The organism is Micromonospora sp. NPDC048930 (genome assembly GCF_043197935.1).
In the GTDB taxonomy this organism is placed as follows: domain Bacteria; phylum Actinomycetota; class Actinomycetes; order Mycobacteriales; family Micromonosporaceae; genus Micromonospora.
Map to the genome: position 1 here is coordinate 479,592 of NZ_JBICUB010000003.1, position 14,789 is coordinate 494,380.

Sequence of the window (14,789 nt, forward strand, 5' to 3'; positions counted from 1 at the left end):
CCTGGGCGCATCGCCACCATCTCGTGCGTGTCCACCGGCAGGGTCGTCGGGTTGCTGGTGAACGAGCCGAGGGTTCCGGAAACTTTCGGTCCGCGGCGCGGACGAAGGGCGGCTAGCGCCCCGCGCGCCGGGACCTGACCGTCCCGAACAGCCCCGCGCCGAGCAGGCCCACACCCACCAGGACCAGTACGCCCACAGCCCCCCGGAAGTCCCCCCGGCGGGGCGGACCGGTGGCGCTCGGCGACCGGGAGACGCCGGCGGTCGGTCGCGGTGTCGCGCTCGGGGGACGGGGCGTCGGATAGCGCAGGATGGTGGGTCGGGTGCCGGCCGGCTGGTCAGCGGTTTCGGAAACGGTGAGCAGGAACCGGCCGTCCGGCGCGTAGGCGATGGACTCGCCCTGCGGCTCGTCGGGCAGGGGGATGACCCGCGGCCGTCCGGTGGTCAACGCGGCGATCACATCCCCGTCGGGGACGTCGAACTCGAACGCGTCGGCGTAGGTGCGCAGCACCACCCGTCGCCCGTCCCGGTCGACAGCGCCACCGGTGACCACCGCACGGCCGAGGAAACCGAACGGGTTGCTCGTGTCCGTACCGGGAAGTTCCACCTCTCCGCGCCGCACCATCGGCACGGTGGCACCCGGCACCGGATCCCCCGTCGGGGTGTAGATGCCCGCGGCGCCGCCCTGCTTCGTCACGATGAGCGGCCGGCCGTCGCCGGTCAGCAGGAGCGCCTCCGCGTCGTGCGGCCCGTCCGGGTAGCTCAGCCGGTGCAACACCGGCCGGTCACCGCCGCGCGGCAGCTTCCACACCGCGACGGTGTCCCGGGAGCGGTCGTTGTCGCCGATGTCGGCGATCCAGATCGTGCCGTCCGGCGCGACCGCCAGGTCCTCGGTGTCGCGCGGCCGGGACGGATACCGCAGCGCCCGGACCACCCGGCAGTGGCTGTCCAGGAAGAAGATCCGCCGCCGGGACGCCTCGTCGGCGCCGTCGTTGACCACGACGAACCCGGTGTCCGTCGCGGCCATCCCGGAGATCTCGGTGAGTCGGCTGTCGCGCACCCGGCAGACCGGCGACCCGCCGGCCGGCGAGGGTTGCGCCGCCGGCCCGGCCAGCGCCGCGCCACTCGGGGCCACGACGAGCAGAGCGCCGGCCGCCGCCGACCAGATGGCCGTCCGCCGCCACCGCAGTGGTCTCCGCTGCGCGCTCACGGCCTCCCGCTTCGAATCCCGCCGACCCTTCGGCGACGGTGAACGGTGGGTGGTGCTGCCTCGCGGTGGCACCCGCACCTCCGCCGCCGGCCCCCGTGGAGGATACGGGGACCGGGACCGGCGACGCAGTCCTGGGACGGCACCCTGACCAGCGCGGGACGCTCCGGGCCGAAATCGGTTGCCGGGTACGGCGGGCTGCGGGAGAGTGCGGTCCATGACGTTCTGACGGACAGCACCCCGCTGCTCTTTCCCGGCCCCACGGCGCGCCCACCGCCGCCGTCCTGCCGTCCGCCCCCCCTTTTCCGCGAGAAGCGAGCGTCTTTGTCTCACCACCACGCCCGGCGGGACGCCCCGCCGGCCACCCTTCGCGTGTTCGCCTCCCCCACCAGTTGGATCGAGTCGGATGCTGTCGCGCAGTGCCACCAGGTGGCCGCGCTCGACGGCATGATCCACGTCGCCGCCATGCCCGACCTGCACCCCGGCAAGGGCGCCCCGATCGGGGCCGCCATGGCGTCGAGCGTGCTGTACCCGTTCCTGGTCGGCTCCGACATCGGCTGCGGCATCGCCGTGTTCCCGCTCCGGCTCAAGCGCGCCGTACCGGAGAAGCTGGCCGCCCGGTTCCCCGACCTGGACCGCGCCCTGGACCCCGAGCGGGACGCCGACGACCCGGCCTGGGCCGTGCTGGCCGGGGACGTGCCGGCCGGCCATGTCGAGGGGCTCGGGACGGTCGGCCGGGGCAACCACTTCGTCGAGCTGGCCCGCTTCGGGACCGTCTTCGAGCCGGGCCACGCGAGCCGTCTCGGACTCGCCGCGGGCGACCTCGTGCTCGTCGTCCACAGTGGCTCCCGCGGGCTGGGCGAGCGGATCCTGCGGGCGCACACCGAGGTCCACGGCGCGGGCCCGACCCCTGATCCCGACGCCTACCTGGCCCGGCACGACGAGGCCGTACGCTGGGGCTCGCTCAACCGGCGGCTGCTGGCGGCCCGGGTCGCGCACGCCCTGGGGGCCGAGCCCACCGAGCCGATCGTCGACCAGTGCCACAACCTGGTCGAGATCCGGGACGGGGTGTACCTGCACCGCAAGGGCGCGGCGCCCGGTGACGGCCGCGACGTGCTGGTCGCCGGCACCCGAGGCACCCCGTCCTACCTGGTGGCCGCCCACGCCGGCCCCGACGCCAACCACTCGGTGGCGCACGGCGCGGGCCGCAAGATGTCCCGCGCCGACGCGCTGCGCCGGGGCCGCGCCAAGCACACCGTCGAGGAACTGCGCCGCACCCCGGTGGGGTCACTGGTGGTGTGCGGCGACCGCCAACTGCTCTTCGAGGAGGCGCCCTCGGCCTACAAGCGCATCGAGCAGGTGATCCGCGACCTCGCCGAGCACGACCTGGCCACCCCCGTCGCCACCACGGTGCCCGTGGTCACCTACAAGACGCCCGACGCCGGCGCCACGCCCCGCGCGGAACGGCGGGACAACCGCCGCCGTGGGCGGGGCGGATCATGAGCGTCCACCTGCTGATGTCCGCCGGGCGCGGCCCGCGGGAATGCGCCTGGGCCCTCGCGCGGCTGCTGTGCCGCCTGGAGGCCGACGCCGGCCGGCGGGGTCTGACCACCCGGCGGGTCGAGACCGTGCCCGGCGACCGGCCCGACACCTACCGGTCGGTCCTGGTACGGATCTCCGGCGCCACCGCCGAGGCGTTCGCCGCCGGGTGGACCGGGACCCTGTGCTGGCAGGCGCCCAGCCCCTACCGGGCGACCACCGGCCGGAAGAACTGGTACGTCATCGCCCGGCCCTGCCGGATCGACACCCCGGCCACCAGCTTCGCCGAGGCCGATGTCGACGTGGTCGCCTGCCGGACCGGCGGCCCCGGCGGTCAGCACCGGAACAAGGCCAGCACGGCCGTCCGGGCCACCCACCGCCCCTCCGGCATGGTCGTCGTGGTGGACACCGAGCGGCAGTTCAGCCTGAACCGCCGCATCGCCCTGCAACTGCTGCGGCAGCGTATCGAGGCCGGCGACGAGGCCGCGCGGCGCGCCGACACCACCGCCCGCTGGCGCGTCCACGACGAACTCGTCCGGGGCAATCCCATCCGCACCGAGCGCCCCGAACCGTCGGGCCAGGACCCGGCGCCGCGGCGGCGGAGAAGGCGGTCCACCCGGCCACGCCCTTGACCGCTGGGGGCGGAGATGTCGGTGGCGGACCCACGCTTCACCGGCCGCCGGCGGAGGCCTGGAGCAGCGCCGCGACCACCGCCACCGCGTCCCCGACGGAGTCGCCCAGGGCCCGGCGGCAGCGCTCGTCGATCCCGGCGCTGCCGGCGTGGCTGGCGGCCTCGGCGATCAGCCGCGCCGGGTCGCCCGACTCCGCGCGGTCCGGGCGCCGTCCCGCGTCACCGCGTTCCGCCCGGCCGGCCGCGGCGGCCGGCGCCTCGTCGGCGAAGGCCCGGGACACCAGGGGCTGGACGAACGTGACGTCGACGCCGTCCGCCGCGCCGGCCGGCGGCACCTCGGCGGGCCGGATCGCGCAGTAGACGTCCACCCCGGGGCAGAGCCAGGTCGGATGGACCACCACGTCGGTCACGTAGGTGATGACCGGTACGGTGAGCCGCCCCTGCCGGCGCAACGGCCCGAGGAGCTGGTTAGCGAAAGGGTAGGTTGTCACCACCGCCCGGGTGTCCGGCGGGATCGCCCGGCGCATCCGGCGGCGAACGGGCCGGAGCAGCGTACGCAGCACGGAAACGGACAACTGGGACCGACTGGCCAGGCCGAAGAGCGCGTCGTAGCTCCAGGGCAGCCAGCGCAGGATGCCCCGGTAGGCCTCCCGGAAGGCCCAGTGCACCGGGCGCGGCAGCAGGTCCAGGAGGTTGTGCCGGTCCACCACGAAGCCCCGGTCGCGCAGCCGCCGCGCCAGCTCGGCGGCGGCCGTGTCGTGGCCGACGCCGACGTCCGCGGAGACCACCACGATCCGTCCCGGGTGCTCCATGCCGCCGCGGTTACCCGGGGTCGCGGCGTCCACGCCGCCAGTTTCCTGATCAGACGGCATGCCAGCGGACCAGCAGGCGCAGCGCCGCGTACCCGGGCAGCACCGGCAGCCAGAAGGTGGCCAGCCGGTAGACGAGTACCCCGGCCACCGCGATCTCCGGGCGGATGCCGTAGATCAGCAGGCCGGAGACCAGGGCCGCCTCGGTGGCGCCCAGGCCGCCGGGGGTGGGCGCGGCCGTGGCCAACCCCTCTCCCACCACGGAGACCAGCACCACCGGCGCGATCAGCGCCGGGTCGATCGGCAGGCCGACGGCGAGCAGGGCCAGCCAGAGCGCCGCGCCGTAGGCGAGGGTGAGCGCGACGCTCACCGCCAGCAGCGGGCTGATCCGGCCGCTGCGGGACAGCGCGCGCAGCGCGTCCGCGGCCTGCCGCCGGGCCGCCCGGAGCCGGGCCCGCAACCGGGGTACGGCGACGGCCGCGGCGGCCAGCAGCAGCACCGCCAGCACGATCAGCAGCACGGCGAGGCCGCGCCCGGTGGCGGCGCTCATCAGGTGCTGCCGGGTGCCCCGGGCGAACGGCAGCAGGATCGGCAGCAGCAGCGCGACCCCGAGCACGCCGGCCACCCGGTCCACGGCGACCGCGGTGGCCGCCGCCGGCACCGGCAGCCCCTGCCGCCGCAGGTAGCGGACGCTCAGCGCGGCCCCGCCGAGCGCGCCCGGGGCGAGCCGGTTGACGAAGGACGCGGCCACCTGGACGGCGACGGTCCGCCCGAGCGGGATCCGACCGGCGGTGGCGAGCCGCAGCGCCTGCGCGCTCAGCAGGTAGGTGGCGGCCGAGGCGAGCAGGGCGCCGGTCACCGCGAGCGGGTCGGCGTGCCACAGCGCGTGCAGCGCGGCGCGGACCTGGCCGATCTGCGGCAGCAGGAAGTGCACCAGCAGGCCGAGCATGACCAGCAGGAACACGTCCCGGCGGGTGATCCGCACGACCCGGGCCAACCGGTTGCCCCGGCCGGGGCAGCGGCCGGCGATCTCCTCCCGGAGGTCGTCGAGCAGGTCGGGGTGGCGGTCGGCCAGCGTCCGGCCGGCGCGGGACAGCAGGGCCGGTTGCAGCCAGGGCAGGCTGTCCGCGACCGCGCCGGCCCCGAGCTGCCCGACGGCGGCGTCGACGGTCTCCCGTACGCCGGCCAGCGCGGCCAGGGTGACCAGGAGTTCCACCAGGTCGCGGGCCTGCTGGTCGGCGGAGGCCTGGTCGGTGCCGAAGCTGAGGTCGACCAGCCAGGCGGTGCCGTCGGCGACCAGCACGTTGGCCGCTCGCAGGTCGCGGTGCGCCAGGCCGGCCCGGTGCAGCCGGGCCACCTGCCGGCAGACGTCGTCGAGGGTGTCCCGGTCCAGTTCGGCCGGGTCGAGCGCGTCCAGCGGTCGGCCGGGCACGAACTCCTCCACCAGCAGGGCGTCGCCGGACGGATCGGTGGCGGTGGCGACCAGCCGCGGGGTGCGCACCCCGGCCCGTTCGGCGCGCAGCAGCAGGTACGCCTCGTGCTCGCTCTTCTGCTTCGCGGTCACGTACGGCGGCTCGTCGCCGATGCCCCGGTAGCGCAGGCGCCGGTAGAGCTTGTAGAGCCAGTCGGCGTCGCGCTGGCTGCCGCCGGTGGCCTTCACGAAGAGACGCCGGCCGTCGGCGGTGGTGACCTGCCAGGGGCGGGAGCCCCGGGCGTCCCCGGCGACCGGGGCCAGCTCGGTCGCCTCGATGCCCCGGTCGAGGAGCACCTGCCGGAGCCGGCCCACCGTGCCGGCCGGGCCCACGTCCCCCACCAGCACCCGGGTGACGGTGGCGGCGAACCAGCCGACCAGGAACCCGCCCAGCACGTCGACCGGCAGGTGCGCGCCGACGTACATGCGGGCGACGCCGACGACGGCCACCGCGAGCCAGACCAGCCCGCGTACCCGGCGAGGCAGCGCCGGGGCGAGGACGACCGCGAGCGCGGTCACCACCGCCACGTGACCGGAGGGGTAGCCGTACCGCCCGGTCACGGTCTCGTGGAACCGGATGTCGGCGAGGAAGCCGGCCGGGCTGGCCCGGGCGACCACCAGCTTGGCGAGCACGGCTGCCCAGTACGCCAGGTTGCCCGCCACCAACAGGTCACAGGCCAGTCGCCACTGCCGGGCCGCCGCCGCGACCGCCGCCGCCACCAGGATCGCCGGGTACGCGCCGAGCTGCATGACCAGCAGCAGCGCCGGGCCGGCCGGCCCGGGGATCTGGTTGACCAGCGTGAAGAGGTCCCGCTCCCAGCGGCCGGGCGGGCGGTGCCGGACCCACGAGCTGACCAGCGCGAACAGTCCCCCGGAGGCGACCAGGCCGAGGACCAGCGCCGGGGACGGGCGGTGGGTCCGGGGCATCGCCGAGGTCAGCGGCGGGCGGGTGGACGACCGAGGCGGGTGCGCGCGGCCACGCCCGTCGTCCCGACGGCTGCCCCGCTGTCCCGCATGGGTCGACCATAGGGCGACCCGTCGCCGCGCCGGGCCGCAACGCCGCCGAACCGCCCGGTCGGTACGGGCGGCGCGGCCGGCGGCCGGTGGGCAGGTTCGTCAGCGCCGAGACCGCGCCCGGTGGCGCGGAAGGGGCTCCGGCACGGTCAGGCGCGGCGGCGGCCGACCCGCCGGGGCCGGCTGCGACGGGCGACCAGCACCGCGACGAGGACCCCGACGGTCAGAGCGAGCAGGCCGGCGGCCGGCACGATCACCGTCCAGTCACCGTCGGCCATCCGGCGCAGGGCGGTTCCGGCCGGCCCTCGCCACTCGTCGGACGGCGGGGCGGGCGCCGCCGCCGGGGAACCCTGCCGGCCGGCCTCCGCCGCGTCCAGCTCGCCCGGCTCCACCAGCCGGCCGACCGAGGCGTTCCGGGGCAGGGAGAAGCCCCAGTCGAGCAGCTGCGCGCCCTGCTGCCAGCCGCGTACCGGGCGGGCCTCGGCGCCGAGCAGGGTGACCACCAGCCGGCGACCGTTGCGCTGGGCCGCACCGACGTAGCTGTGCCGGGCCAGCTCGGTGAAGCCGGTCTTGCCGCCGAGCGCGCCCCGGTAGCGGTAGATGAGCTGGTTCTCGTTCTGGATCTGGAAGCCACCCGCCTTCAGCGCGGGCTGGGCCGGGATCTGGGTCCGCTCGGTCAGCGTGTAGCGGCGGAACAGCGGGTTGGCGAAGCAGGCCCGGCCGATCAGCGCCAGGTCGTACGCGCTGGTGAACTGCCCCTTCCCGTCCAGGCCCGACGGGGTGACGGCGTGGGTCTGCCGGGCGCCGAGCCGCCGGGCCTCCTCGTTCATCGCCCGGACCCCGCCGGCCACGCCGTCCGGGCCGCCGCCCAGCCGGGCCAGCACGTTGGCCGCCTCGTTGCCGGAGTTGAGCAGCAGGCCGAGCCAGACCGTCTCGACCGGGTACTTCCCGCCGACGAGCAGGCCGACGGCCGAGCTGCCCCGGGCGATGTTCAGGTCGCCCCGGGTCACGGTGACCACCTGCTTCGGGTCGAGTCGGGGCAGCATGGTGGCGGCCAGCAGCAGCTTCTGGGTGCTCGCCGGGGTGCCGTACTCGTGCGGGCCGCAGGCCCCGAGCACGGCGCCGGTGTCCAGGTCCGCGACGAGCCAGGACGTGGCGGTGACGGCGGGCGGGGCGGGCGCGCCCTCGGGCACCACCAGGCCGGGCGTGTCGAGCCGTTCGCCGCCGACGACGCGGTCGGCCGGCACGTTCGGCGGCGGCACGGGTCGCGGCGGCCGACTCACCTTCGGCGCCGGCGCCTTCGGGCAGGGCACCGGCGCGAGCGCGGCGCGCGCGACCGGGGCGGGCGCGGCCTGCGCGGCCGGGACGGCGGCTCCGGTGCTCAGGAGGACGGCGGCGACGGCAGCGGCCAGGGCCCGTGCTCTCATGACCACGGAGACTAACCTGCAAGATCGGCGGGTGGTGGCACCGGTCACCGGAGCCACGGCACGCCGACCTGCCGGTCACACACAGTCACCCGCCACGTCCGCGGGGGCCGCGCCACGGGTCCGGTCCCGCCGGCCAGGATGCCCGAGCCCGGCTCAGCCGTCGACGAGGCCGGTCTCGGCCAGGTAGTCGTGGAGGGCCGCCGAGGCGCGCAGCCGCCGCAGGCTTCGTCGGTGCAGGTCCTGCTCACGGCGCGCCAGCTCGGTGCGGACCCGCTCCGGCCGGCCGGTGGTGCGCATCTCCGCCAGGACCGCCGCCACGATCTCGAACGGATATCCGCCGCGCCGCAGCAACGCGACGACCTGCGCGGCCCGCAACTCGGCCGCGTCGTACACCCGGTAGCCGGTGCCCGGCTCGCGGGTCGGGCGGACCAGGCCACGTTCCTCCCAGAGCCGCAGCTGCGAGGTGCGGACGGCGACCAGGTCGGCGACCTCGCCGATCCGCGCGCCCCGGCGCGGCGCCGGCACCGCCGGGCTCGCCACCACCGTCTCGAAGGCGCCGAGCACCCGCCGGATCTCCGCCCGTTCCCGGTCCAGCTCGGCATGGCCGGCGTCGAGGGCGGCCAGCGCCGTCGCCAACTCGCCGCGGTGCACCGCGGCCATCACCTCCCGGGTACGCGCCCAGCCGTGCCCCTCGGCCATCCGCCGCAGCACGGTCAGCGCGCGGACGTGCCGACCGGTGAGGACCCGGTATCCGCTCGGGGTGCGGTCGGCCGGCGGCAACACTCCCGCCTCAAGGTAGTTGCGTACCTGCTGGGTCGAGATGCCGGCGCTGGCCGCCACGTCGACCACCCGGAGCCGGCCGTCGCGCACCGGTTCACCCTAACGCCTTCCACGTCGTTTGAGACTTTCCTGGCGTCCTGCCCCGCCGGACTGCGGCAGATCGTCGGGAAACCTTACCCAAGCACTTCAATGGGACGATTGAAGCCATGGAGCACTGCACACGGCCTGCCGCCGACAACCACGACGTGATCCAGGTACGCGGCGCCCGGGAGAACAACCTCGCCGCCGTCTCGGTCGACATCCCGAAGCGGCGCCTCACCGTCTTCACCGGGGTCTCCGGCTCCGGCAAGTCCTCCCTGGTGTTCGGCACCATCGCCGCGGAGTCCCGCCGGCTCATCAACGAGACGTACAGCGCGTTCCTCCAGTCGTTCATGCCGAGCCTGTCCCGGCCGAACGTGGACTCGCTGCGCAACCTCACCCCCGCCATCGTGGTGGACCAGGAGCGGATGGGGGTGAACTCCCGTTCCACCGTGGGCACCGCGACCGACGCGTACGCCATGCTCCGCGTCCTGTTCAGCCGGGTGGGCACCCCGCACATCGGTGGGCCCGGCGCGTTGAGCTTCAACCTCGCCGAGGGCATGTGCCTCACCTGCGAGGGGCTGGGTCGGGTGTCCGACCTGGACCTGCACGCCATGGTGGACGTGGAGCGCTCGCTCAACGACGGGGCGATCCTGGTGCCGAACTTCGCCGTCGGATCCTGGTACTGGCAGGTCATCGTCGGCTCCGGCCTGTTCGACCCGGACGTCAAGCTCCAGGACTTCACGCCGCAGCAGTGGGACGACTTCCTGCACAAGCCGGCCACCAAGGTGAAGGTGGGGACCAACACCTGGACGTACGAGGGCCTGGCCGTCAAGGTCCGTCGGCTCTTCCTGGCCAAGGACCAGGAGGTGAAGCAGCCGCACATCCGGGCCTTCGTGGACCGCGCGGTCACCTTCACCACCTGCGGCGACTGCGACGGCACCCGGCTCAACGCGGCGGCCCGCCAGGTCCGGGTGGCCGGCCGGACCATCTCCGAGTGCGCCGCGACACAGCTCAGCGACCTGGCCGAGTTCCTGGGCGAACTGACCGACCCGTCGGTGGCGCCGCTGGTCGGCAACCTGCGCGAGACGGTCGACTCGCTGGTGGAGATCGGGCTCGGCTACCTCAGCCTGGACCGGGAGTCGGCCACCCTGTCCGGCGGTGAGGCGCAACGGGTGAAGATGGTCCGGCACCTCGGCTCCAGCCTCTCCGACGTCACGTACGTCTTCGACGAACCCACCGTGGGCCTGCACCCGCACGACATCGCCCGGATGAACGAGCTGCTGCTACGGCTGCGGGACAAGGGCAACACGGTGCTGGTCGTCGAGCACAAGCCGGAGACGATCGCGATCGCCGACCACGTGGTCGACCTCGGCCCCGGCGCGGGCGCGGCGGGCGGCCGGATCTGCTACACCGGCGACGTCGCCGGGCTGCGGCGCGCCGACACCCCGACCGGCCGGCACCTGGACCACCGGATCGCCCTGCGCGAGCGGTTCCGCCGACCGACGGGGCACCTGCCGATCCGGGGCGCCGACCGGCACAACCTGCGGAACGTGGACGTGGACCTGCCGCTGGGCGTGCTGACCGTGGTGACCGGGGTGGCCGGCTCGGGCAAGAGTTCGCTGATCCACGGCTCGCTGCCCGGCCGGGACGGGGTGATCGTGGTGGACCAGTCCCCCATCCGCGGCTCCCGGCGCAGCAACCCGGCCACCTGGACCGGGCTGCTCGACCCGATCCGTACCGCCTTCGCCCGGGCCAACGGGGTCAAGGCGGCGCTGTTCAGCGCCAACTCCGAGGGCGCCTGCCCGACGTGCAAGGGCATCGGCCTGGTCTACACCGACCTGGCGATGATGGCCGGGGTGGCGAGCGTCTGCGAGGAGTGCGAGGGGCGGCGCTACACCGCCGAGGTGCTGACCTACCGGTTGCGCGGGAAGAACATCAGCGAGGTGCTGGCGATGTCGGTGGCCGAGGCGCGGGAGTTCTTCCCGACCGGCGCGGCCCGGGACGTCCTGGACCGCCTCGACGACGTGGGCCTCGGGTACCTGGGCCTCGGCCAGCCGCTGACCACCCTCTCCGGGGGCGAGCGGCAACGCCTCAAGCTCGCCACCCACCTGGCCGGTCAGGCCGCCGTCTACGTGTTGGACGAACCGACCACCGGGCTGCACCTGGCCGACGTGGACCAGTTGCTCGCCCTGCTGGACCGGCTGGTCGACGCGGGCAACACGGTGATCGTCATCGAGCACCACCAGGCGGTGATGGCGCACGCCGACTGGATCATCGACCTGGGCCCCGGCGCCGGCCACGACGGTGGTCGGGTGGTCTTCACCGGCACCCCCGCCGACCTGGTCGCGCACGGCGACGGCCTCACCGCCCGCCACCTGCGGGCCTATCTCGGCCGCTGAGCGCCGCGACCGGCCCCCGACGCGGGGGCCGGTCAGCCGGCCCCAGCATCCGGAGGGCCAGCGTGCTGGCCGTGCCGACCAGCAGGGCCACCGACACCAGGACGACGAAGACGTCGAGGAAGAGGATCGCCGGCAGGCTCAGCAGGATGACCGCGCCGACCGTCCGGAGGAGCCGCCAGCCGCGCGAGGCGGGCCGGTGGCGCGGCCGGGGACGGGTCTCGGTCATGGGGACACACCTGCCTCGTGGACGGGACCGGTCGGCGTCGTTCGCCGGGCCGACCCGGCCCGGGCCTGCTCGACGCCGACCGGTGACGCCGGCTCCCGGTCGGGCGGCCGCCCTCCTACCCCCGGGCCGCGCTCGCCACGCCGGCGCGTGGCCAGCGACACCTGCCCAGCCGGGCAGCGGCGGTGGCGGCCGCGGTGGCCGCGCTCGCGCTCGTGCAGGTGATCGGAGGGCCGGGCGTCGGGCGGTTCAGCCGACCCGGCGTAGCCAGCGGCGCTGCCAGGGCGTCTCGACCGCCCGCGGGTGGTGGCGCGCCCGGACCCAGGCCACGGCCTGCGCCGGGGGCAGCCCGTCGAGGACGGCGAGCGCGGCGAGCACCGTGCCGGTCCGGCCGACACCGCCCCGGCAGGCGACCTCCACCCGCTGGCCGGCGTACGCCCGCCGCCACGCCTCCCGCACCGCGTCCAGCGCGTCGGCCGGGTCGCGCGGCACCCAGAAGTCGGGCCAGCGGATCCGGCGGTGCGACCAGTCCGGGGCCGGGCCGGGCGCCAGGAGCAGGGCGAAGTCGGCCGGAGCGGAGGCGGGATCGGCGATCCGCCGGCCCCGGACGGCGGCGCCGCCGGGCAGCACGAGCAGACCGGCCCCGTCTGTCCACGCCGTACCCGCGCTCATCGCCTCATTGTGCCCGCAGAGGCGGGTGCCCGCCGGACGTCACCGCCCGACGGGCACCCTCGCTGATCCGGGCCCTGCCCGGCGCGCCTCGGTCAGCGCGCGCCCATCCCGAAGCGGCCGCGACGACGCCAGGCCAGGGAGACCAGCAGCAGGAGGGCGCCTGTGCCGGCCAGGCCGCCGCCGAGCTTCATCGGCGTGCTGAGGCTGGCGCCGGTCACCGGCAGGTGGCCGTTGCCGCCGCCCTGGTGCGGGGGCCGGGGTCCCCGCGGCGGGAGGACGGTCCCGGTGGCCTCGCCGTTGGCCGTACTTCCGTCGGCGGCCTCACCCGTGGCGGTGAAGGTGTACCGCCCCGGCCGGTTCGGCCGGTACTCGACGGTGTACTCGCCGTCGTCGTCCGTGGTCACCGTGAAGTCCCGCGGCGCCGGCTGCGGCTGCGCGTAGGCCACCGAGGCCAGGGTCACCGTGCTGCCGTCGCTGCGCCGGGCTGTCCCCTGGGCGGGTGCGGCGGCCGGCAACGCCGAGATCTCGACGTGAATCCTGACCGGCGTGCGGGGCGCCAGGCCGCTGCCGTGGAGCGTGAAGCTCCCGCCGAGGGTGATGGTGGGCGGTTCGACGGTCAGGACGACGACGGGCTCATAGCCTGGTTGCGGCTGTGCCGCGCCGGCCGCGGTCGGCACGGCCGCCACGGCCAGACCGACCGTGAGCGCCATGATGATGCGGGATAGCCGCATGATGGATTCCCTCCTACTGGTTGCAGCTTGGTGCGGATACAACTTGGGTGGTCCATGGGGTGACGGTGGGGGTGAGTACCAGCTCGGCCGTGCCGGCTCCGGTTTTCCCGGTGAGCACCGTGACGTCGAGGGTCCGGGTCCCTCCCGGCCTGACGTCGACGGTCGCCACGGTCACCTGGCGGCGGCGGTCGGTACCGGCGCCCATCGCGGTGACCCGTCCGTCCAGGCGGCCGCCGAGCACCGCACCTCCGGTCGGGCTGTACACCGACACCAACGTGCGAGCGGTGTACGGATCGCCGGAGCGGGCGCCGCCGGTGACCGACTTGGTCAGTCCCGACCGCGGTGCGGTGGAGTGCACCGCGACCCGCAGCCGCAGTTCCCGACGCCCGTCCGGGTGGCAGTCGCCGACCGTCAGGGTGGCCGAGAACCTCAGGTAGTAGCCGAGCTTCGCGCCGCTGCCGTCGTTGAGGAACACGCCGACCGTCGGCACCGTGTCCTTCTCGGGGAGCCTCCCGGCCAACCGGCTGTCGGCCAGGACGCGTTGCTCCTCGGGGTGGACACTCCAGAACAATAACCGGCGTTCCGCCACAGAACGGCTAAAAGCGGACAAAATCTCCCGGGGCTTGGTCGCCTTGGTGAAGAGCGCCTCGAACACGGCCGACGCCGCCTGCGCGTAGTACGCGTCCTGGGCCCGCAGGTCCAGGTCGCGGTAGACGTCACTGAGCAGCGTCCGGACCACGGTGTTCGCCGCCAGGGTCGGACGACCGGGCACCGTCACCGGCCCGATGACGCCGAGCAGGTACGACAGCACCACCGGATCGACCGCCAGGACGCCGTCCACGGTTGTGCCGGTCCGCCGGCGGACCATCTCCCGGTAGAGGGCCGCGGCCGCCGGGAAGTCCGGACTGAGGTTGACGTCCGCCGGATAGATCCCCGGCAGGTGGGACCAGAGCCCGCGCATCTCGGGATCCACCCCGAGTGGTGGGTCGAAACGCTGCATGCTGGCGGCGGTCCCCTGCCCGGTCATCCGGATCCGGCCGCCCTCGGCGCTGATCACGGCGTACGCGCCGAACATGCCGCCGGTGGCCCGGAGTTCGGCGGGGTTCTGCGACACGATCAGGTAGCTGCGCCGGCCGTCGGCACCGAGCAGTGACGGCAGCAGCCGGGCGCCCTGGTCCGCGGCGGCCGTCAGGTCGCCGAGGCGCTCGAGTTCGGCACGCAGCCCGAGGAGCGCCTCCCGTACCTGCCCGACGAGGTCCCCGGTCGGCACCGCGGCCAGCCGGGCGGTGGTCTCCCGGACCGCCCGGTCGGCGGTCGAGACCTCGGCCGAGACGGCCCGCAACCGGCCCAGGTCGAGGCGCCCCTCCCGGGGAACCAGCGAGGCGAGGTCGATCCGGAGCAGGGTGGGGAAGGCGAACCGGGCCAGGTCGTCCACCGCCACCGCGATCTGGCGTACGGCGGACAGGTCGTCACCGGCGTACGGGCTCCGCTGGCCGAGCCACCAACCGGGGTCGCCGGTCGCGTTCCGCGCGGCGCCGGCCTGCTCCTGCAGCGCGGCGAGCGTGCGTTGGGCCCGGTCGGCGTCGCCACCCACCACCTCGGTGCTGAGTTCCTTGGCCAGCCCGGCGGCGTTGAGCAGGTGCGCCCGCGCCTGCCAGCCCCGGAAGCCGACCCAGCCGCCCACCGTGAGCAGCAGCGAGACGACCACCAGGCCGGTGAGCAGGACCCGTCGTACGCGTGCCCGGCGTCGCCGCCGGACGCCGCGCCGCGCTCGACGCGACACGCCGCTATCCGTCACACCACACTCC

12 protein-coding genes are annotated in these 14,789 nt (G+C 75.3%); 3 read left to right on the forward strand and 9 right to left on the reverse strand.

What is annotated here, in order from left to right; all coding sequences use genetic code 11:
* Nucleotides 1-112 precede the first annotated feature (112 nt).
* Nucleotides 113-1,207, reverse strand: coding sequence for a hypothetical protein (locus ACGFI9_RS11065; protein WP_393177467.1), 1,095 nt, complete (start codon nt 1,205-1,207; stop codon nt 113-115).
* Nucleotides 1,208-1,528: 321 nt separating this feature from the next.
* Between ACGFI9_RS11065 and ACGFI9_RS11070 the strand changes: the two genes are divergently transcribed.
* Both ACGFI9_RS11070 and prfH read left to right on the forward strand, forming a co-directional pair.
* The gene (locus ACGFI9_RS11070; protein WP_393177469.1) at nt 1,529-2,707 is read left to right on the forward strand and encodes an RNA ligase RtcB family protein; all 1,179 of its coding nucleotides are present in this window, start codon (nt 1,529-1,531) and stop codon (nt 2,705-2,707) included.
* Nucleotides 2,704-3,375, forward strand: a complete 672-nt coding sequence (gene prfH / locus ACGFI9_RS11075; protein WP_393177471.1) for a peptide chain release factor H — start codon at nt 2,704-2,706, stop codon at nt 3,373-3,375. Before ACGFI9_RS11070 ends, prfH begins: the two co-directional genes overlap by 4 nt.
* Before the next feature lie 37 nt (nt 3,376-3,412).
* Here the strand turns inward: prfH and ACGFI9_RS11080 are convergent, their stop codons facing one another.
* The 4 genes from ACGFI9_RS11080 to ACGFI9_RS11095 all read right to left on the reverse strand — a co-directional run bounded on the left by ACGFI9_RS11080 (nt 3,413) and on the right by ACGFI9_RS11095 (nt 8,965).
* Nucleotides 3,413-4,219 carry a hypothetical protein gene (locus ACGFI9_RS11080; RefSeq protein ID WP_393177473.1) on the reverse strand — a complete coding sequence of 269 codons (807 nt, stop codon included), beginning with the start codon at nt 4,217-4,219 and terminating at the stop codon, nt 3,413-3,415.
* A gap of 16 nt (nt 4,220-4,235) precedes the next feature.
* Nucleotides 4,236-6,581: a flippase-like domain-containing protein gene (locus ACGFI9_RS11085; protein ID WP_393177475.1), complete on the reverse strand. Its 2,346-nt coding sequence runs from the start codon at nt 6,579-6,581 to the stop codon at nt 4,236-4,238.
* Nucleotides 6,582-6,817: 236 nt separating this feature from the next.
* Nucleotides 6,818-8,095 carry a D-alanyl-D-alanine carboxypeptidase family protein gene (locus ACGFI9_RS11090; protein ID WP_393177477.1) on the reverse strand — a complete coding sequence of 426 codons (1,278 nt, stop codon included), beginning with the start codon at nt 8,093-8,095 and terminating at the stop codon, nt 6,818-6,820.
* 153 nt (nt 8,096-8,248) lie between these two features.
* Nucleotides 8,249-8,965 (reverse strand): MerR family transcriptional regulator, encoded by a 717-nt coding sequence (locus tag ACGFI9_RS11095; RefSeq protein WP_393177479.1) that lies wholly within the window; start codon nt 8,963-8,965, stop codon nt 8,249-8,251.
* Between the two features lie 116 nt (nt 8,966-9,081).
* Here ACGFI9_RS11095 and ACGFI9_RS11100 point away from each other — a divergent pair, with 116 nt between their 5' ends.
* The gene (locus ACGFI9_RS11100; RefSeq protein ID WP_393177481.1) at nt 9,082-11,355 is read left to right on the forward strand and encodes an ATP-binding cassette domain-containing protein; all 2,274 of its coding nucleotides are present in this window, start codon (nt 9,082-9,084) and stop codon (nt 11,353-11,355) included.
* On the opposite strand, the gene ACGFI9_RS11105 is transcribed toward ACGFI9_RS11100, so the two are convergent.
* From ACGFI9_RS11105 to ACGFI9_RS11120, 4 genes are all read right to left on the reverse strand, one after another.
* Nucleotides 11,318-11,581 carry a hypothetical protein gene (locus ACGFI9_RS11105; protein ID WP_393177483.1) on the reverse strand — a complete coding sequence of 88 codons (264 nt, stop codon included), beginning with the start codon at nt 11,579-11,581 and terminating at the stop codon, nt 11,318-11,320. The genes ACGFI9_RS11100 and ACGFI9_RS11105 overlap by 38 nt on opposite strands.
* Nucleotides 11,582-11,827: 246 nt before the next feature.
* Nucleotides 11,828-12,250 (reverse strand): protein-tyrosine phosphatase family protein, encoded by a 423-nt coding sequence (locus ACGFI9_RS11110; protein ID WP_393177485.1) that lies wholly within the window; start codon nt 12,248-12,250, stop codon nt 11,828-11,830.
* Nucleotides 12,251-12,342: 92 nt separating this feature from the next.
* Entirely contained in the window at nt 12,343-12,981 is a 639-nt protein-coding gene (locus ACGFI9_RS11115) for a hypothetical protein (protein WP_393177487.1), read from the reverse strand.
* Between the two features lie 13 nt (nt 12,982-12,994).
* Nucleotides 12,995-14,764 (reverse strand): DUF4012 domain-containing protein, encoded by a 1,770-nt coding sequence (locus ACGFI9_RS11120; RefSeq protein ID WP_393177489.1) that lies wholly within the window; start codon nt 14,762-14,764, stop codon nt 12,995-12,997.
* Nucleotides 14,765-14,789: the final 25 nt, after the last annotated feature.